Consider the following 18,255-nt stretch of genomic DNA (forward strand, 5'->3'; position numbering starts at 1 on the left):
TTCCCAAATGCAATCGGGGGCAGGAAGCGCGGCAAAACCCACACGGAAGAAATCGACAAATGCCTGGATCAATCCACTCGGGCCACGGCCTGCTTGCACTGCCGCTGTTGTTGCTCCTCGCCAGCTGCAGCACCATTCCGGCCGAGGAGCGCTTCAGCGACATCGCGATGTATCGCAATGCCCCGGACTGCCCGCACGAGGTGCTGGACCGCGTGCGCGTCACCGACGGCCACGACCCGATCTTCGGTCAGAGCCGGGAGTGGGCCATGACGGCCAGCCTGGAACACTCCGAGGCGAACCTGCGCGAAGAGGCCGCCGCGCTGGGCGCCGATGCCGTGGTCGTCACCCAACGACGCCTGTCGACCGACGACGAGGGCGAATACAGCCATATCGAACTGCGGGGGCTGGCGATTACCGAATGCAGGGAGTGATGCCTTCCCGTTGTCAGTCCACCTCGAGCCAGAACGTCACCGGCCCGTCGTTGATCAGGGCGACCTGCATGTCGGCGCCGAAGCGTCCGAAAGCGCTGTCGGGCCAGTCGTGTTTAACCTGTTCGACCAGGACCTCGAACATTGCCTCTCCCTCGGCCGGCGGCGCCGCCGGCGTGAAGCTGGGGCGATTGCCCGAGCCGGTATCGGCGGCCAGGGTGAACTGCGGCACGACCAGCAGGCCACCGCCGGCAGCGCGCAGGCTGACGTTCATCCGTCCCTGATCGTCGGAAAAGACCCGGTAGTTGAGCAGCCGCTCGACGAAACGCGGAATGCGCTCGGGGCGGTCGCCCCGGCGAAAGCCCGCCAGCACCAGCAGGCCGGGCCCGATGCGGCCCACCGTCTCGCCGCCGATGGACACGGAGGCTTCGCTGACGCGCTGGATCAGGCCAATCATGCCGCGGACAATGCGCCCGACCGAATCAGCCGCAGTACGATGACAGATCCCCCGCGCCGGCTTGCTCTCGAGATTCCGTCCGCAGCCAGATGCCCTGGCTCTGACCGTTCATCTCGGTGACCGTGCAGCGGTAGGTCAGCACCTGCGTGCGCTGGCAGTTCGCATCGGTGGCGCGAGCCGTCCATTCGGCACCCGGACGCAGTCCGGAGCAGGTTGCTTCGGCAGCCAGGTCGAGCTCGGGTGATGCCCGCCAGCGCTCGAGTTGCGAGGCGATATCACTCACGAAGTCTTCGAATCCCGCCGGGTCGTTCTGCGCTGTCTCGGAGATGTTGTAAGGCACTTCGATACTGGCCGACGTGCGGTTCGCCCGCCGCTCTTCCCCGGTCTGGTCGAAGGGCAGGCCCGCCATGGCATCTTCGTCCACGTACATCTCGCCGTCTTCGATCAGCGTCAGCCTGAAGTCCACCGCCAGACCGCGATGCAGCGGTTGGCCGCTCGCCACGATGCCCCGGACGAGATCCGCCGGCGCCAGGTCACCGGCAAAGCCGCCGGGCCAGCCGGCCCCGCTCTGCGCCGTGGCCGGGGAAGATAACAACGCACCCGCCAACAGGCCCGTGCCAATCAGGATGGTCTTCATGAGCAAGCTCCTCCGCGGGGTCCCCGCTGTCCTTTCTCATCAGTACGGCTGAACGCAACCTACTGCCGCTCAATTAATAAAATACACTATCGGATCGGCCCGCACGATCGTGCCGACCCGCTCGCCGAACGGCACCCCTGATCGCAGACTGGACACCGAAGAACCGATGACCGAACACCTCGCCGTTTCCCTGCTGCGACTGCTGTCCTGGCTGCCGCTGGGCCTACTGCACCGATTGGCCGTGCCGCTGGCCTGGGTGGCCCGCTTCATGCCCTGGCGCGGCCACGCGGTGATTCGCACCAACCTGGCCATGTGCTTTCCCGAGCTCGACGAGTCCGGGCGCGAGCGGCTCTACCGCCGGCACCTGGTCGAGATGATGCGCCTGGTGCTCGAGTCCGGAGCAGTCTGGTACTGGCCGGCCGGGCGACTCGAGCGCCATGTCGTCCAGGTCGACGGCTGGGAATCGGTCGCCCGGGCAGCCCGCCAGGGCAAGGGCATCCTGATGGTCGGCGCCCATATCGGCAACTGGGAGATTCTGCCGCTGTGGCTGTCGCTGCGGGGTCCGATCACGGCGCTCTACAAGGCGCCCAGGCAAGCCGGTTTCGATCAACGCGTGACGCAAAGTCGCGAGCGCTTCGGTGCCCGCCTGGTCGCCAGCGGTAGTCCCGCCATGCGCCGGCTGATCGCGGGCCTCAGGCGCGGCGAGACGATCGGGCTGCTCGCCGACCAGCAGCCCAAGCAGGGCGAGGGCGTGTTCGTGGACTTCTTCGGCCGCCCCGCGCTGACCATGACCCTGGTCAATCGCCTGGCCCGCCGCACCGGCTGCGCGGTCATATTTGCCAGCGCCGAGCGCCTTCCGGCGGCCCGCGGCTGGCACCTGCGCTTCGAACCGGCCGATGAGGCCATCGCCGACGAGCGCCCGACCGACGGCATCGCCGTCATGCACCGCTGGCTCGAACGCGAGATCCGGCGAAACCCGGCCCAGTACCTGTGGAGCTACAAGCGCTTCAGCCGCCAGCCCGACGACCGGCCCTCGCCCTACCCGGGCAGGAAGAAGAAGTGAGCCGGGCGATCAGTCCAGGCGCTTGAGAAAGACCGTCATGACCTTCTCGGCCTGCTTGTCGCCGTTGGCCCGGGCGGCATCCAGGCCTTTCTCCCAGGCCGTTGCCGCGGCTTCCGGCCGGCCCGCCTCCTTGAGCGCCCGGCCCAGCTCTTGCCAGGCCATGGTCTGCTCCGGTTCGTGGCCCGTGGCGACCTCCAGGTGTTCGATGGCCCGCGGCAGCTCGCCGCGCTCGAGTCGCGCCTGCCCGGCCGCCAGCCGCGACTCGTAGCTGTCGCGGCCCTGGTCGATGAGTTTTTCGATAGCTTCAGGATCCATGGCACAAGGATATCTGAATTGCCCGGGCCGCGAAGACTTGTCAGTGAACAGGGTTCTCGAAAAGCGCGCTTTCAGTGCTTCCAGTAAGTCGGGGTGAGGAGGACGAGTATGGTAAAGATCTCCAGCCGGCCGAGCAGCATGGCGAAGCTCATCAACCACTTGGTGGCGTCGGCCAGCCCGCCGTAGTTGGCGCCGGCTTGACCGAGTGCCGGACCGAGGTTGTTGAGCGAGGAGAAGACGATCGAGACGGCGGTGACCAGGTCATGCTCGATGCCGGAAACAATCAGGGTCAGCACAACTACGCACAAGATGTAGAGCGAGACGAAGCCCCAGACCGCGTTGGCCACCTCGGGATTGAGGGTGCGACCGCCGAGCTTGAGTGGAACGACGGATCGCGGATGCACCAGGCGCTTGAGTTCGCGGATACCCTGCTTGGTCAGCAAGTAGACGCGGATGATCTTGAAGCCGCCCGTGGTCGCGCCGGCGCAGCCACCCAGGGCGCTGACCAGCAACAACAGAAGGGGCAAGGTGCCCGGCCAGGTATAGACCTCGGCCGTGGCGAAGCCGGTCGTGGTCATGTAGGACACGGACTGGAAGACGGCGTGGCGCAGCGAATCCCAGAAACTGGAATACACATCCTGCTGCCACAGGAGCAGCGTGGCAAGGGCAGAAATGATCAACAGCAGCAGCACGAAGAGTTTCAGTTCGGGATCGCGCAAGTAGACCTGGGCCGTCGCACGACGCAGGGCCAGATAGTGCAACCCGAAATTGAGGCTGGCGATGAATACGAAGAACACGACCAGCCAATCGATGAGCGCGCTGTCAAAGTGACCGATCGAGGCATCGTGGGTCGAAAACCCGGCCGTGGCGATGGTGGAAAAACTGTGCCCCACGGCATCGAAGAGCGACATGCCCGCCGCCCAGTAGGCTGCCGCGCACAGGATGGTCAGGCCGATATAAATCAGCCACAGGGCCTTTGCGGTCTCGGCAATGCGCGGCGTCAAACGGCTTTCCTTGACGGGCCCGGTGACCTCGGCCTTGTAGACCTGCATGCCGCCGATACGCAGCATGGGCAGGATCGCCACGGCCAGGACGATGATGCCCAGCCCGCCCATCCACTGCAGCTGCTGGCGATACCACAGGATCGAGGTGGGCATGTCGTCCAGGCCGGTAAAGACGGTCGCGCCCGTGGTGGTGATGCCCGAGGTGGACTCGAATACCGCGTCGGCGACGGAAGCGTCAATCGCCAGCACGAACGGCAGGGCACCCGCCAGGCACACCGCCCCCCAGCAGGCGACGACGACCAGGAAGCCGTCGCGAATACGCAGCTCGCGCCGGGAATGCCGCACGGGCAGGTACAGGCCCACGCCGACGGCGGCAATACTGAAAAGGCTTATCGAAAACGCTGACAGCGTGCCATCGTCGGAAAAGAACGCAAACAGCATCGGCGGCAGGAAGCCGAGGCTGAGAAAGATCAGGAGAACCCCGACGACGCGCTGAACCGGTGCGTAGGCGCTGATCTGCATGGTCTATGGTTAGACGAACATGGCTTCGACGGCGAACAGTCGTTCCACCCGCTTGATGGAACGCTGATCGGCCACGAACAGGATGACGTGATCGTCGGTCTCGATGACCACGTCGTGGTGAGCGATGATCACTTCGTCGCCTCGGATGATGCCGCCGATGGTCGTTGCCGGCGGCAAGTCGATCTCCTCGATGCGCTTGCCGACGACTCGGGACTGGCCGGATGTACCGTGGGCGACCGCCTCGATCGCCTCGGCCGCGCCGCGCCTGAGCGAGTGAACGCGCACCATGTGGCCCTTTCGGATATGCGTGAGCAGCGCGCCGATGGTGATCTGCTGCGGGCTGACGGCCACATCGATTCGGTCGGACTCGACCAGGTCGACGTAGGCCGGGCGGTTGATCAGGGTGATGACCTTGTCGGCGCCCATGCGCTTGGCCAGCATCGACGACAGGATATTGGCCTCGTCGTCGTTGGTCAGTGCGCAGTAAACGTCGGTCTCGTCGATGCCCTCTTCGTGCAGCAGGTCCTCGTCGGCGCAGTCGCCGACCAGCACGATCGCGGTGTCGAGATCCTCGGCGATGCGCTCGGCGCGCACCGGGTCGCGCTCGATCAGCTTGACGTGGTGACTGCGCTCGAGCCGGCGCGCGAGGCTGGCGCCGATGTTGCCGCCGCCGGCGAGCAGGATGCGGTGGCCGGGTTCGCTCATGCGCCGAAGCTCGCGCATGACCACGGGAATATCGTCTCTGGCAGCCAGGAAGAAGACCGTGTCGTCGACCTCGATGACGGTGTCGCCCTCGGGAATGATCGGCTCGTCGTTGCGGAAGATGGCAGCCACGCGTGCGTCGACGTTGCTGGGCAGCTTCTCGCGCAGCGCGCGCAGCTCGTGGCCGACCAGCGGGCCGTCGTGGAAGGCGCGCGTGCCGACGAGCTGGGCGCGGCCGTCGGCGAAGTCCAGCACCTGCAGGGCGCCCGGGTAGTCGATCAGACGCTGAATATGGTCGGTGACAAGCCCTTCCGGGCTGATCAGCACATCGATCGGCGTGCTCTCACGGTTGAACAGCTCGGGGTGCGCCAGGTAGTCGGCGGCGCGCACGCGCGCGACCTTGGTGGGCGTGTTGAACAGCGAATAGGCCACCTGGCAGGCGACCATGTTGGTCTCATCGGAGTTGGTCAGGGCGATCAGCAGGTCGGCATCCTCGATGCCGGCGCGGATCAGGGTCTCGGGATGAGCGGCGTGACCGAGCACCGTGCGGATATCGAGCTTTTCCTGCAGCTCGCGCAAGCGTTCGGGGTCGGTATCGACCACGGTGATGTCGAAGTCCTCGGCCGACAGGCTGCGGGCCATGCCCGTGCCCACCTGCCCTGCGCCGAGAATGATGATCTGCATGACTAAGCCTCGTCAGAACTGTTTGGGATCGATGCCCAGCTGCTTGAGCTTGCGGTAGAGATGGGTGCGCTCCATCTCGACGATTTCGGCCAGCTTGCCCACGCTGCCTTCCACCGACTGCAGCTTGAAGGTCAGGTACTGGCGCTCGAATTCCTCGCGCGCTTCGCGCAAGGGCATGTTGAAAAGCGCCGGCATCTTGCGGTCGCCGACCGTCTCGCCGGTATCGGACTGGGCCAGGGCTTCCTCGACCTCGGCCACGGTCACCTCCTCGCCGCCGCCGAGCACCAGCAGGCGCTGGACCAGGTTCCTGAGTTCCCGCAGGTTACCCGGCCAGTGGTACTGGCGCAGCCGGTTCTGCACGGCCACGGGAAAATGCCGGTAGGGCGTGCCGTCGCGCCCGGGATAATACTCGGCGTAGAAGCGCACCAGGTCGGGTACGTCTTCCTGGCGCTCGCGCAGCGGCGGGACCTCCAGCGGCAGGACGTTGAGCTGGTAGAACAGGGACTCGTCGAAGCGCCCCTCGCGCACCAGCTTCTCCAGCGGCTGGCTGGTTCCGGCGATCAGCCGCAGGTCGAGCTCGCTGCTGTCGTTCTGCTCGGGGTCGATCCGCCCCGACTCGATCACTTTCAGCAGCGCGGTCTGGGCGCCACGGTCGAGGCGCGACACATCGTCGATGAACAACACGCCGCCCTGGGCCTCGAGCAGCAGCCCGGCACCGCCGCCGTCACCAACGAGCATGTTCCGGAACGAGGTGCTCTCGACGCGCGTGGCGGCGCTCACGAAAGGCCCTTCGCTGCGCGCAGAATGGGCGTGAATCCAGCGCGCGGCCTCCTGCTTGCCGACCCCGGGTTCGCCCGCGATCAGCACCGGGGCCTCGTGCTGGGCCACGCGCTCGAGGCGCTGACGCAGTTGCTGCACGACCGCCGAACGCCCCATCGGTTCGAGAACCGCCGGCTGGCTACGCTTGAGCCCCTCGTTCTCACGCCTGAGACGGCCGGCTTCGAGCGCGTTCTCGATCGTGACCATCAAGCGCGCGATCGACACCGGCTTCTCGACGAAATCGAACGCTCCCAGGCGGGTCGCTTCCACGGCCGTTTCCACCGAACCATGACCGGATATCATCACCACCGGGCACTTGAGGACATCGGCGTCGCGCCATTCGCGCAGCAGGCTGATGCCGTCGGTGTCGGGCATCCACACATCCAGCAGAATCAGATCGGGCGTGGCCTCGCGCAGGCGCTCGCGCGCCTCGGCGGCATTTCCGGCCAGGGCGATCTCGTGACCTTCGTCGCGGAGAATCTCGCCGATCATCTCGCGGATGTCGGGCTCGTCGTCGACGATCAGGATGCGTGTGTTGCTCATTGGATCATTTTCGCACCGATTGGGGCCCGAGAGGATACCCCAGCAAGCCGGCCGTCATCCCGACGGCAACCAGATCCGGACCTCCGCACCCCCGGCGTCGATATTGTTGACCCCGATGACGCCGCCGTGGTCCTCGACGATGCGCCGCACGATCGCCAGGCCGAGACCGGAACCGCGCGGCTTGGTCGTGACGTATGGCTCGAAGATGCGCGAGAGCACTTCGCCGGAAAAACCGGGGCCGTTGTCGTGCAGGATCATTTCCACGCCCTCGAGCCCGTCGCGGGCAACGCCCTCGAGCGAAATCCGGATGTCGGGTTGGCCCTGCGGGTGTGCCTCCTGGGCGTTGCGCACCAGGTTGATCAACAGCTGGCGCAGTTGACCGGGGTCGGCCATCACAGACAGCGGCGATTCGGGCACCGCCAGCACGAAGTGAATCGGGATATCGCCGCTGCCGTACAGGTCCACCACCTCGCGGATGATGCGCGCCGGATCGACCCGCTCGGCCTTCAAGCGTGCGGGCCGCGCGTAATCGCCGAAGCTGTCGACCAGGCGCCTCAGCGCGTCGACCTGTGCCCGGATGGTCGAGGTCGCCCGCGTCAGCAGTTCGCGCTGCGGCGCCTCGAGGACGGGTTCGAGCTTCCAGGCCAGGCGCTCGGCGGCCAGCTGGATCGGCGTCAGGGGATTCTTGACCTCGTGCGCCAGTCGCCGCGCAACTTCGGCCCAGGCCGCTTCGCGCTGGGCCTGGTCGAGCACGGTGACATCGTCGAAAACCACCACGTGACCACCGGTCTCGGCCGGCAGATCCGAGCCCCGGCAGACGAGCACCAGCGGCTGCTCGGGTGGGCCGAGCTTGATCTCCTGGCGCCAGTCGGTCCCGGGCGCGGCATGGCGATCGACAATCAGGTCGATCAGCGGGGCGAGCTCCGGGCGCCGCGCGGCCAGCTCGACCAGCCGGAGGCCACTGTCCTGGTCCGGATCCAGGTCGAGAATTCGCGAGGCCGAATCGTTGAAGGCACTGATGCAGTCATCGCCGTCGATGGCCAGCACGCCGGCCGACAGACGCCCCAGGACAATCTCCAGGTAACGGCGCTGGGCCTCGAGCTGCTGCCGGCTGCTGGCCAGCTCGCGGGTCATGGTATTGAACGAGCGCACCAGAAAGCCCAGTTCGTCGCGACTGGTCACTTCCAGGTCGCGCGGGAAACGGCCGGCCGCGAGTTCCTCGGTGGCCTGGGCCAGCTCGCGAATCGGCTGGGTCAGCCGGCGGGCGGCGTTGAAGCCCAGCAGCATGGCCAGCAGAACGGTCAGCAGGAGCACCAGCGACAGGATCAGCACCAGGCTCTGCTGCAGCCGCACGCGCAGGTAGGTGACGTTCTGGTAACGGTGATAGGCGGATTCGATGCGACCGGCCAGCTCGCCGAACTCCGATGGCAAGGGATAGATGGCCTGCAGAAGCAGGGCATCCCCGCCGAGCGTCGAGCTGCCCAGATTGCGCAGCACCCGGATGAGGATGCCGTCCTCGCCCGGCTCGGCGGCGGCGTACTCCTCGTCCTGCAGCGCCTGGCTGAGGGCGAAATCTCCGGGGCGTTCGGACACGATCCGACCGGGTTCGATGCTGGCGCTGACCGTCGCCGAGCCGGAGGCATCCAGCACCGCCAGTTCGGTCGGACCGGCGCTCGACACCTGCCTGAGCAGCTGGCGGAAGAGCCGATCCTCGTCGCCGGTATCGAGTTGCTGGGCGAGGCGCCGGATCTCGTCGCGCACGTCGCGCGTTCTCAACTCCAGGAACATCTGACCGAGCTCGATCGAATCGGCCAGGGCCTGCTCGGCGCGGGTATCCATCCAGCCGTCGATGGTGTCACTGAGAAACTGGATGGCGAACAGGTAGAGGATGACCACCGGCGGCAGGGTCAGGGCGACGAAGACCGCCACCAGCCGCGCGGTAAGGCGCGCCCCCGGCTCCCCGGCCTTCAGGCGCCGGAACAGCCGCACGGCCCGGCCGACGATGATGCCCAGCAGCACCAGGACGGCCACGCCGGTCAACGCGAAGATCCACTGGGCCAGGCGGCCGAGTTGCGTGGCCTCCTGCTCGACCGTAGAGACCAGGTAGAGGGCGGCGAGCAGCAGCATCAGCACCGCCACGATGGGGATCGCGCGCAGCACGCGCAGCCGACCGCGCTTGCCGATCACCGGTCGTCTCCCTGCCCGGGGCGCCGACGCTCCGGCGGCGACTCCAGCGTCTGCCAGTCGCTGTCGAGGCGCCACTGCGGCTCGAACCAGGTCGGCAGCCGCATCGGTGAGGGCAAGCGGGTCCGGTCGAGTTGGATGCGGGCGCGCACCAGCGACACGGTCTCGTCGGGTGCCAGCGGTATGTCCCAGCTGCGCCGTTCGCGCAGGGCACGCACGAGCATGTTCAGGCGCGGAAAGGTGGCGCGCGTGTCGTTGTGGAGATCATCCAGCTCGTAATGGCGGCTGAGGGGAAGATAGCTGATCCGGAAGCGATGCCGGCGACGCTCATCCACCACGGGCAGCCAGACGCGGCCCGACGAGGCACGCAGCGCCACCAGGAAGGTCACGCTGACGCCGCGATCGAGTGCCTCGAGCATGGCCGGGCTGGGATCGAGATCGACGCCGGCAACGAAGTCCAGTCCCTCGTCGGTCCAGACCAGCTCGGGGCGAATGAACCCGACGTGTCCCTCAGTCTCCCGGTCGCTCCGACAGGCGGCGAGCGGCAAGGTAATAAAAACCATCGCAGCCATGCTCGCCAGGCAGAATCTGGCGGCCCGGCCTGGCCGGCCGACCGGGCAAGTCGGTGTTGTCGATCCCACGGGCATCTGCATGGCGCTCCAGAAAGGCACGGGCCTGTTCGTCGTTCTCGACCCGCAACAGCGAACAGGTGGCGTAGACAAGGATACCGCCCGGCTCGAGCAGCGACCACAGCGCGTCGAGAATCGCGCGCTGCAAGGCGGCGAGCCGCTCGATGTCGTCGGCCCGGCGCAGCCAACGAATATCGGGGTGGCGTCGAATGACACCGGTGGCCGAACACGGCGCATCGACCAGTATTCGATCGAAACGCCGCCCGTCCCACCAGTCCCCGGGCCGGGCGGCGTCACCTTCGATCAGGCGGGCCGACAGGCCCAAGCGGTCGAGCCCGCTGCCGACCCGCGCCAGTCGCCCGGCGTCGAGGTCCAGCGCCGTCAGCTCGACGTCGGCGCGTTCGAGCACATGCGCCGACTTGCCGCCGGGGGCGGCGCAGGCGTCGAGCACCCGCTGCCCATCCTCGAGCCCGAGATACTCGACCACCAGCTGGGCGGCGCCGTCCTGGATCGAGACCAGGCCCTCGTCGAAGCCCGGCAGGCGACTGACCGCCATGCGTTCGTCCAGCACGAGCGCATCGGGAAAGCCGTCGACCCCACGCGCGTCGATACCCGCCCCGGAGAGCTTGTCCCGGTAATCATCGCGCGCGATCCGGCGCCGGTTTACGCGCAGCCACAGCGGCGGCGGCCGATTGCCAGCGTCGAGTATTGCCGCGGCATCCGCGCCGCGCTCTTGCTCGATCGCCATGATCAGCCAGCCCGGGTAGCCGAACCGGACGACGGCCGAGTCCGGCAACCGGGCCAGCAGATCGCCTCGCCGGCGAATGAAATTGCGCAGCACCGCGTTGACCAGGCCGGTCATTCGCTGCCCGCTCAACTCGCGGGCCGCTGCCACCGCCGCGTGGACCACGGCGTGATCGGGCTCGCGATCATCGCGCAGCTCGTGCAGGGCAACCGCGAGCAGGAAGTGCAGGCCGCGGTTGCGGCCCTTCAGCGGCTTGTCGACCAGCTGTCCGATCAACCAGTCGAGCGCCGGCCAATCGCGCAAGACCCCGTGGCAGAGGCGGCGGGCCAGCGCCCGGTCTCGCGATTGCTCCAGCGCTTCGATCAGCGGCGCGAGCGCGGCATCGAGAGACCGCCCTCCGTCGAGCACGGCCAGTAGCGCGCGCGCGGCCTGGCGCCGCGGCAGCGCACCATCATCCGTCATCGGAACCCCGAAGCATCACGCCCTCACACCTTGCCGCGCCGCGCATTGAACCAGTCGCGCGCGGCAACCGGCTTGCGCCCCGGACCCTGCAGCCGCGAAATCTCGAGCACGCCTTCGCCGCAGCCCACGGCCACCACTTCGGGCCCGCGCTCGGCCAGCAGTTCACCGGGCAAGGCCCGGCCCTCGGCGGCTCGCGCCCGGTGGATGCGCCAGGTCGCACCCGCGATCTCGCCGAAGGCCACCGGCCAGGGGTGATAGGCGCGCACCATGCGTGCCAGTTCGCCGGCGGGCAGGTTCCAGTCCAGGTGGGCATCGGCCTTGTCGATCAGGGGCGCGTGGGTGGCACGCGCCTCGTCCTGCGCGCGCGCCGGCGGCAGACTGCCCGCGTCGAGCCGCCCGAGTGCGTCGATGAGCAGCTCGGCCGACAGCTCGGCGAGGCGATCGTGCAGCTCGCCCGCCGTTTCGTCGCGACCGACGGGCGTCGAGCGCTGGTCGATCACCGGTCCGGTATCCAGGCCGGCGTCCATCTGCATCAGGGAGACCCCGGTTTCGGAATCGCCGGCGAGGATGGCCTGGTTGATCGGGCTCGCGCCCCGCCAGCGCGGCAGGAGGGAGGCATGCAGGTTCCAGCAACCATGGGCCGGCAGGTCGAGCACCGCACGAGGCAGCAGCAAGCCGTAGGCGGCGGTCACCAGCAGGTCCGGCCGGCACTGGGCCAGGGCGGCCTGTGCGTCGGCCTGCTTGAGCGTGCGCGGCTGCAGCACGTCGATCCCGGCATCCACCGCCAGTTGCTTGACCGGCCCGAATCGCAGCTTCCTGCCGCGGCCGACGCCGCGGTCGGGCTGCGTCATCACGGCAACCGGGCGCCAGGCCGCGCTTTCGACCAGGGCCCGGAGCGCCGGCACCGCAAACGCCGGCGTGCCGGCAAAGACGATCCTCATCAGGCCGTGGCTTGTTCGCGCTGGCTCTGCTGCTTGCGCAGCTTCTTGCCGATCATGCGGCGCTTGAGCGGCGAGAGGTAGTCGATGAACATCTTGCCGTCGAGGTGATCGATCTCATGCTGGATGCACACCGCCAACAGGCCGTCGGCATCCAGTTCGAAGGCTTTGCCGTCGCCATCGAGGGCGCGTACGCTGACCTTCTCGGCGCGCTTGACCTCGGCGTAGAAACCCGGCACCGACAGGCAGCCTTCCTCGTAGGCCTGGCTGCCGCTGCGATCGGTGATCTCGGGGTTGATGAACACCTGCGGCTGGTCACGATCCTCGCTCAGGTCCATGACGACCACGCGGATATCCTCGTCGACCTGGGTCGCGGCCAGACCGATTCCACGCGCGTCGTACATGGTCTCGAGCATGTCTTCGACCAGCTTTTGCTCGCGCTCGCCGACGTGTTCAACCGGCCGGGCGACGCGGCGCAGGCGCGGATCGGGGTATTCGAGAATCTTGAGTTTTGACATGAGAATTTAAGAAAACCGCTTAAAGGTGCGTTTTGCAATGATAATGTTTATGATAGTCTGCGAAAAATCAAGCCTGCTGGGCATTGCTGGAGGGAGTCGCTCCGTGAAACGCTTAATCTTTCTGACCGCTATTGTACTGGCGGCGTTCACCGTACAGGCTCAGGACGTGGAACTGCGCGAGGATCACCCGCGTGAGTACGTTGTGCAGGAGGGGGACACGCTCTGGGACATCGCCGCTCGCTTCCTGACCCGGCCGTGGCAATGGCCGGCCATCTGGGACGCCAATCCGGAAATCGACAATCCGCACGAAATCTATCCCGGTGACGTGATTTCGCTCGCCTTCGTCGGCGGCGAACCGCGCCTGACAGTTGACGACTCGGTGCGGCGGCTGTCGCCGGAAGTTCGGCGCGAATCGGTCGACGGGCCGATTTCGACCATTCCGCTCGACGCGGTCGAAACCTTCCTGAAGTCCCCGCGCATCCTGACCGCGGAGGAATACGAGGAACTGCCGTACGTCATCGCCAACAACGAGCGACGGGTGCTGGCCGGACCGAGCGATCGCACCTACGTCCGCGGGCTCGACGATGCCCGGGTGGGCGACGAGGTCGTTCTCGCCCGGGTCAACTACATGTTCGAAGACCGCAGCGTCAATCCGGACAGCGACGTGCGCATCAAGAAGAAGCTGATCGAGCGCGACGGCGGCCCGGTTCGCTCGGCCCTGCGCCCGGCCAGCGCCGTCTGGAAAGCAACGATCGGCCAGATCGGTCGCTACAACTACCCGGTCATCGGCTACGAACTGTGGGAGACCGCGCGCGGTCGCGTGGCCAAGTCCGGCGACCCGGCCATCGTGGAAATCATCTCCGGCCGCCAGGCCGTCATGGAGGGCGACTTCGTCCTGCCGGTGGAGGATCACGCCTACGACGCCACCTTCCAACCGCGGGCGATGGACGAAATTCCCGACGACGGGCGGATCATCGCGATCACCGGCAGCAGCTACGGCGCCGGGCACTACCAGGTCGTGGCGATCAACCTCGGCACGGCCGACGGCATCCAGTCCGGCCATACCTTTTCGGCCTTCCGGCCCGGCGACACCGTTCGCGACGACCGCTACCCGCTGATGAGCCGGGCCGCGTTCCGTGAACCGGAAAAACGCTACGTCGACCTGCCCGACGAGTTCGCCGGGCGCATCATGGTGTTCCGCCCGTTCGAGCACGTCAGCTATGCCCTAGTGCTCGAGGGCAGCGCAAACACCATCCAGGTCGACGACATCCTCCAGCACCCCGACCGAAGCCTCTGATTGGCGGGCCGTGCCCGCGCCGGAGCAAGCCCGCGAGTGGTTGAGCCTGGTCCTCGTCGACGGGCTCGGTCCCAGGCGGATCGCCGGGCTGGAGGAACACTTCGCCAGCCCGATCGACTGGTACGGTGCCAGCGACCGCGAACTGCACGAAGCCGGACTGTCGGACAAGCTCATCCGACAGCTCCGCCGCCCTGACGAGGCCAGGCTCGAACGCTGCCTCGAGTGGCTGTCCGGCGAGCACCGCTGGCTCGTCACTCGCGACGACCCGCTCTACCCGCCGCTGCTCAAGCGCATCCCCGACGCCCCGGTGGCGCTGTTCGTGGCCGGCGACCCCCACTGCCTGGTCGCACCGCAGATCGCCATCGTGGGCAGCCGCAACGCCTCGACCGGCGGGCTCGACCATGCCCGCTCCTTTGCCGCAACACTGGCTCGCGCCGGCTTCGTGATCACCAGCGGGCTGGCCGAGGGTGTCGACGGCATGGCGCATGCCGGCTGCCTGGATGCCGGGGGCGCGACGATTGCCGTGGCCGGAACCGGGCTCGACCAGGTCTACCCGGCCCGGCATCGCGAGCTGGCGCGCCGAATCGCCGGATCCGGGGCACTGGTCAGCCAGTTTCCCCCGGGCATCGGGCCGCTGAGGGGCAACTTCCCGGCCCGCAATCGCATCATCTCGGGCATGAGCCTCGGCGTCCTGGTGGTCGAGGCCGGCGTCAAGAGCGGCTCTCTGATCACCGCCCGGCTCGCCAACGAACAGGGACGCGAGGTCTTCGCCATTCCCGGTTCCGTTCACAACCCGCTCTCGCGCGGCTGCCACCGGCTGATCAGGGACGGTGCCAGACTGGTCGAGACCGCCGACGAGGTGGTCGAGGACCTGGCCCCGCTGGCGCGCGAACTGGCCGAAGAGATCGAGCATCTCCTCGCACCCGACCCCGCGCGCTCGCCGGTGGGCCTTGAGGAATCCCCTTCGGCCCCGCATATGACAGGAGATCCCGAATACGAGCGACTGCTCGAGGCCGTGGGATTCGACCCCACCCCGGTTGACCAGATCATCGAGCGTTCACAATTGACGCCCGCGGCGGTATCCTCGATGCTGTTGATGCTGGAACTCGACGGCAAGGTCAGCGCTCACGCCGGCGGACGCTACAGTCGCAATGCCTGAGGAATGAACGGAATGAAGGAAAACGTGCTCGATCTGCTGATGTACCTGTTCGAGAACTATATCTACGACGAACCGGAAGAAGAGCCCGACCGCGATTCGCTCAGCGACAGCCTCGAGGAAGCCGGCTTTTCCAGCGCCGAGATCGACCGCGCTTTCGCCTGGCTGGACGGACTGGCCGCGCAGCGCAGGCTGCCGGAACTGGGCGGGCACGAGAGCAATCCGATCCGCGTCTTCACCGACGAGGAGAACCGGAGGCTGGACGTCAATGCGCGCGGGTTCATCATGTACCTCGAAAACGTCGGCGTACTCGACCCGCTGCGCCGCGAGATGGTCATCGACCGCCTCTCGGCACTGGAAACCGAGGACATCAACCTCGAGGACGTCAAGTGGGTAATCCTGATGGTGCTGTTCAACCAGCCCGGCCAGGAGGCCAACTACGCCTGGATGGAGGAAATGATGTTCGACGAGGAGGGAGAGTATCGGCATTGAGGAGGCCGGTCGGGAAGGCGGGAGAGCCCCCTTGCGTGTTGCCTTCGTCAAGCCCTCCGTAAATGGTAAATCGTGAATCGTTAATGGAAGGACGGTGTAACGGCACGGCACACCGATTGACGATTCACGATTTACGATTCACGAAAACCTACGGCGAAGACGCTTCGCCACCACGCTGCTGCCGTTTGCACTAGTGCCCGCAGCACAACCAGACAAGCTTGCATGTCAAAAAATCTGCTGATCGTCGAATCGCCCGCCAAGGCGACCACCATCAACAAGTACCTGGGACCGGATTTCCAGGTACTGGCTTCCTATGGCCATGTGCGCGACCTGGTGCCCAAGGAAGGCGCGGTCGATCCCGAGCACGGATTCGCCATGCGCTACGACATCATCGAGCGCAACAAGAAGCACGTCGACAAGATCGTGGCGGCGGCCAGGAAGGCCGACGCGATCTATCTCGCGACCGACCTCGACCGCGAAGGTGAAGCGATCTCCTGGCATATCGCCGAGATCCTGAAGCAACGCGGCGTCGACTCGGGCAAGCCGGTCAAGCGGGTGGTTTTCTCGGAAATCACCGAACGGGCCATCAAGAAGGCCCTGGAGACGCCCCGCGACCTGGCCGGATCACTGGTTGACGCGCAGCAGGCGCGACGCGCACTCGATTACCTCGTCGGCTTCAATCTCTCGCCGCTGCTGTGGAAGAAGGTCCGCCGCGGCCTGTCCGCCGGCCGCGTTCAGTCCCCGGCGCTGCGGATGATCGTCGAGCGCGAGGAAGAGATCGAGAAGTTCGATCCGCAGGAGTACTGGACCATCGAGGCCGACCTGGGCGAGAACGATGACGAGAGCTTCAACGCCAACCTGGTCAAGGTCGAGGGCAAGAAACTCGAGCAGTTCGACATCACCAGCGAAGACCAGGCCGGCAAGCTCAAGGCGCAGATCGAGGCAGCCGCGGACGGTCGCTTCGAGGTCGCCAGGGTCAAGAAAAGCCAGCGGCGGCGCCGGCCGCAGCCGCCCTTCATCACTTCGACGCTCCAGCAGGAGGCCGCTCGGCGCCTGCGCTTCACCACCCAGCGCACCATGCGCATAGCCCAGCAGCTCTATGAGGGCGTCGACACCGGCGGCGGCAACCAGGGCCTGATCACTTACATGCGAACCGACTCGGTCGCGCTGGCGGGCGAGGCGATCAACGAGATCCGCCGGACCATCGCCTCGGAGTTCGGTGACAAGCTGGCGCCGGAAAAGCCCAACTTCTACCAGTCGAAGTCCAAGAACGCGCAGGAGGCCCACGAGGCCATCCGCCCGACTTCGGCCGGGCTGACCCCGATCAAGCTCAGGAACCACCTCAGCGACGATCAATACCGGCTTTACGAGCTGATCTGGAACCGCACGGTGGCCAGCCAGATGATTCCGGCCGTCTACGACACCGTCAGCGCAGAATTCGACGTTGGCGATACCACCTTCAGGGCATCGGGCTCGACCCTGATCGAAGCGGGTTTTCTGAAAGTCTACGGCGACTCGCGCGCCGAGGCCGACACGCGCCTGCCGGAAATCAACGAGGGCGACGCCATCGCGCTGATCCGGATCCGCCCGGAACAGCACTTCACCGAGCCGCCGCCGCGCTATTCGGAGGCCAGCCTGGTCAAGACCCTGGAGGAGTACGGGATCGGCCGCCCCTCCACCTACGCCTCGATCATTCAGACGCTCAAGGACCGCGAGTACGTCGAACTCGAGAAGCGCCGTTTCACCCCGACGACCACCGGGCGCGTCGTGGCCAACTTCCTGTCGCAGCATTTCGAGCGCTACGTCGACTACGACTTTACCGCCCGGCTCGAGGACGAGCTCGATGCCATCTCCCGGGGCGAGAACGACTGGGTCCCCCTGCTCGAGGAATTCTGGCAGCCCTTCATCGATCGGGTGAAGGAAAAGGACGAAACGGTCAGCCGCAAGGAAGCCCAGCAGGCGCGCGAACTCGGCACCGACCCGAAGACCGGCAAGCCGGTGATCGTGCGACTCGGCCGCTACGGCCCCTTCGCCCAGATCGGCGACGCCGAGGACGAGGAAAAGCCGCAATTCGCGGGCCTGCGGCCGGGTCAGAAGATGGACAAGATCACGCTCGACGAGGCGCTCGAGTTGTTCAAGCTGCCGCGCAACCTGGGCGAGACGGCCGAAGGCGAACCGGTCCAGGCCAATATCGGCCGTTTCGGGCCCTACGTGCGCTACGGCCAACGCAACTTCGTCTCGCTCAAGGAACACGACCCGCACGAGATCACGCTTGAACAGGCGCTGGAACTCGTCGCCGAGCACAAGCAGCGGATGAAGGAACGCATCATCCAGGAATTCAGCGACGAGGGCATCCAGGTGCTCAAGGGTCGCTACGGGCCCTTCGTCACCGATGGCAAGCGCAACGCCAGCGTCCCCAAGGACCAGGAACCGGAAAATCTGACGCTCGCCGAGTGCCAGAAGATGCTGGCCGAAGCTCCGCCCAAGGGCCGCCGCGGCAAGTTCGGCAAGAAAAAGGCCGGCGGCAAGAAGGCAGCGGCCAAGAAGACCGGCAAAAAGAATACCGCGAAGAAGAAAGCCGGCAAGAAAAAGGCTTCGAAGAAGAAAAAGAAGAAGGCCGCCAAGAAAAAGGCTTCGGCCTGACGCACCGCAAGGGGACC

Annotated in this window: 17 protein-coding genes; 6 read left to right on the plus strand and 11 right to left on the minus strand. The window is 66.5% G+C overall.

Annotated features, from left to right (window positions below; all coding sequences use genetic code 11):
• The first annotated feature begins 59 nt into the window (after nt 1-59).
• Entirely contained in the window at nt 60-431 is a 372-nt protein-coding gene (locus ACDC67_RS12550) for a hypothetical protein (RefSeq protein WP_376693634.1), read from the plus strand.
• Between the two features lie 13 nt (nt 432-444).
• Here ACDC67_RS12550 and dtd read toward each other — a convergent pair whose 3' ends face one another.
• Together dtd and ACDC67_RS12560 are read right to left on the minus strand one after the other, a co-directional pair.
• Nucleotides 445-885 (minus strand): D-aminoacyl-tRNA deacylase, encoded by a 441-nt coding sequence (gene dtd / locus ACDC67_RS12555; protein WP_376693635.1) that lies wholly within the window; start codon nt 883-885, stop codon nt 445-447.
• Nucleotides 886-910: 25 nt separating this feature from the next.
• Nucleotides 911-1,522, minus strand: a complete 612-nt coding sequence (locus ACDC67_RS12560) for a hypothetical protein (RefSeq protein WP_376693637.1) — start codon at nt 1,520-1,522, stop codon at nt 911-913.
• Between the two features lie 166 nt (nt 1,523-1,688).
• Here ACDC67_RS12560 and ACDC67_RS12565 point away from each other — a divergent pair, with 166 nt between their 5' ends.
• Nucleotides 1,689-2,585 carry a lysophospholipid acyltransferase family protein gene (locus ACDC67_RS12565; protein ID WP_376693639.1) on the plus strand — a complete coding sequence of 299 codons (897 nt, stop codon included), beginning with the start codon at nt 1,689-1,691 and terminating at the stop codon, nt 2,583-2,585.
• A 9-nt stretch (nt 2,586-2,594) separates the two neighbouring features.
• On the opposite strand, the gene ACDC67_RS12570 is transcribed toward ACDC67_RS12565, so the two are convergent.
• From ACDC67_RS12570 to def, 9 genes are all read right to left on the minus strand, one after another.
• Nucleotides 2,595-2,900: a tetratricopeptide repeat protein gene (locus ACDC67_RS12570; protein WP_376693641.1), complete on the minus strand. Its 306-nt coding sequence runs from the start codon at nt 2,898-2,900 to the stop codon at nt 2,595-2,597.
• Nucleotides 2,901-2,971: 71 nt separating this feature from the next.
• A complete protein-coding gene (locus ACDC67_RS12575) occupies nt 2,972-4,426 on the minus strand; it encodes a TrkH family potassium uptake protein (protein WP_376693643.1) in 1,455 nt (484 codons plus the stop codon).
• A gap of 9 nt (nt 4,427-4,435) precedes the next feature.
• On the minus strand, nt 4,436-5,812 hold the full coding sequence (trkA, locus tag ACDC67_RS12580) for a Trk system potassium transporter TrkA (protein WP_376693645.1): 1,377 nt from the start codon (nt 5,810-5,812) through the stop codon (nt 4,436-4,438).
• A gap of 12 nt (nt 5,813-5,824) precedes the next feature.
• Nucleotides 5,825-7,174 (minus strand): sigma-54-dependent transcriptional regulator, encoded by a 1,350-nt coding sequence (locus ACDC67_RS12585; RefSeq protein WP_376693646.1) that lies wholly within the window; start codon nt 7,172-7,174, stop codon nt 5,825-5,827.
• Nucleotides 7,175-7,228: 54 nt separating this feature from the next.
• Nucleotides 7,229-9,361: a sensor histidine kinase gene (locus tag ACDC67_RS12590; RefSeq protein ID WP_376693648.1), complete on the minus strand. Its 2,133-nt coding sequence runs from the start codon at nt 9,359-9,361 to the stop codon at nt 7,229-7,231.
• A complete protein-coding gene (locus ACDC67_RS12595) occupies nt 9,358-9,921 on the minus strand; it encodes a DUF4390 domain-containing protein (RefSeq protein WP_376693650.1) in 564 nt (187 codons plus the stop codon). The genes ACDC67_RS12590 and ACDC67_RS12595 overlap by 4 nt, the downstream gene beginning before the upstream one ends.
• Complete coding sequence (rsmB, locus tag ACDC67_RS12600) at nt 9,869-11,194, minus strand: 16S rRNA (cytosine(967)-C(5))-methyltransferase RsmB (protein WP_376693651.1); 1,326 nt, start codon at nt 11,192-11,194, stop codon at nt 9,869-9,871. Before rsmB ends, ACDC67_RS12595 begins: the two co-directional genes overlap by 53 nt.
• Nucleotides 11,195-11,217: 23 nt before the next feature.
• Nucleotides 11,218-12,135: a methionyl-tRNA formyltransferase gene (fmt, locus tag ACDC67_RS12605; protein WP_376693653.1), complete on the minus strand. Its 918-nt coding sequence runs from the start codon at nt 12,133-12,135 to the stop codon at nt 11,218-11,220.
• Nucleotides 12,135-12,650, minus strand: coding sequence for a peptide deformylase (gene def / locus ACDC67_RS12610; RefSeq protein WP_376693655.1), 516 nt, complete (start codon nt 12,648-12,650; stop codon nt 12,135-12,137). Before def ends, fmt begins: the two co-directional genes overlap by 1 nt.
• A 103-nt stretch (nt 12,651-12,753) precedes the next feature.
• Here def and ACDC67_RS12615 point away from each other — a divergent pair, with 103 nt between their 5' ends.
• The 4 genes from ACDC67_RS12615 (at nt 12,754) to ACDC67_RS12630 (ending at nt 18,238) form a co-directional block, all read left to right on the plus strand.
• Nucleotides 12,754-13,947 (plus strand): LysM peptidoglycan-binding domain-containing protein, encoded by a 1,194-nt coding sequence (locus ACDC67_RS12615; protein WP_376693656.1) that lies wholly within the window; start codon nt 12,754-12,756, stop codon nt 13,945-13,947.
• A gap of 10 nt (nt 13,948-13,957) precedes the next feature.
• Nucleotides 13,958-15,106: a DNA-processing protein DprA gene (gene dprA, locus ACDC67_RS12620; RefSeq protein ID WP_376693658.1), complete on the plus strand. Its 1,149-nt coding sequence runs from the start codon at nt 13,958-13,960 to the stop codon at nt 15,104-15,106.
• A gap of 12 nt (nt 15,107-15,118) precedes the next feature.
• Nucleotides 15,119-15,595, plus strand: coding sequence for a Smg family protein (locus tag ACDC67_RS12625; RefSeq protein ID WP_376693660.1), 477 nt, complete (start codon nt 15,119-15,121; stop codon nt 15,593-15,595).
• 222 nt (nt 15,596-15,817) lie between these two features.
• The gene (locus tag ACDC67_RS12630; RefSeq protein ID WP_376693662.1) at nt 15,818-18,238 is read left to right on the plus strand and encodes a DNA topoisomerase I; all 2,421 of its coding nucleotides are present in this window, start codon (nt 15,818-15,820) and stop codon (nt 18,236-18,238) included.
• The last annotated feature ends 17 nt before the right edge of the window (nt 18,239-18,255 follow it).

Origin of the sequence: Wenzhouxiangella indolica, from assembly GCF_042310355.1 — a bacterium.
In the GTDB taxonomy this organism is placed as follows: Bacteria; Pseudomonadota; Gammaproteobacteria; order Xanthomonadales; family Wenzhouxiangellaceae; genus Wenzhouxiangella.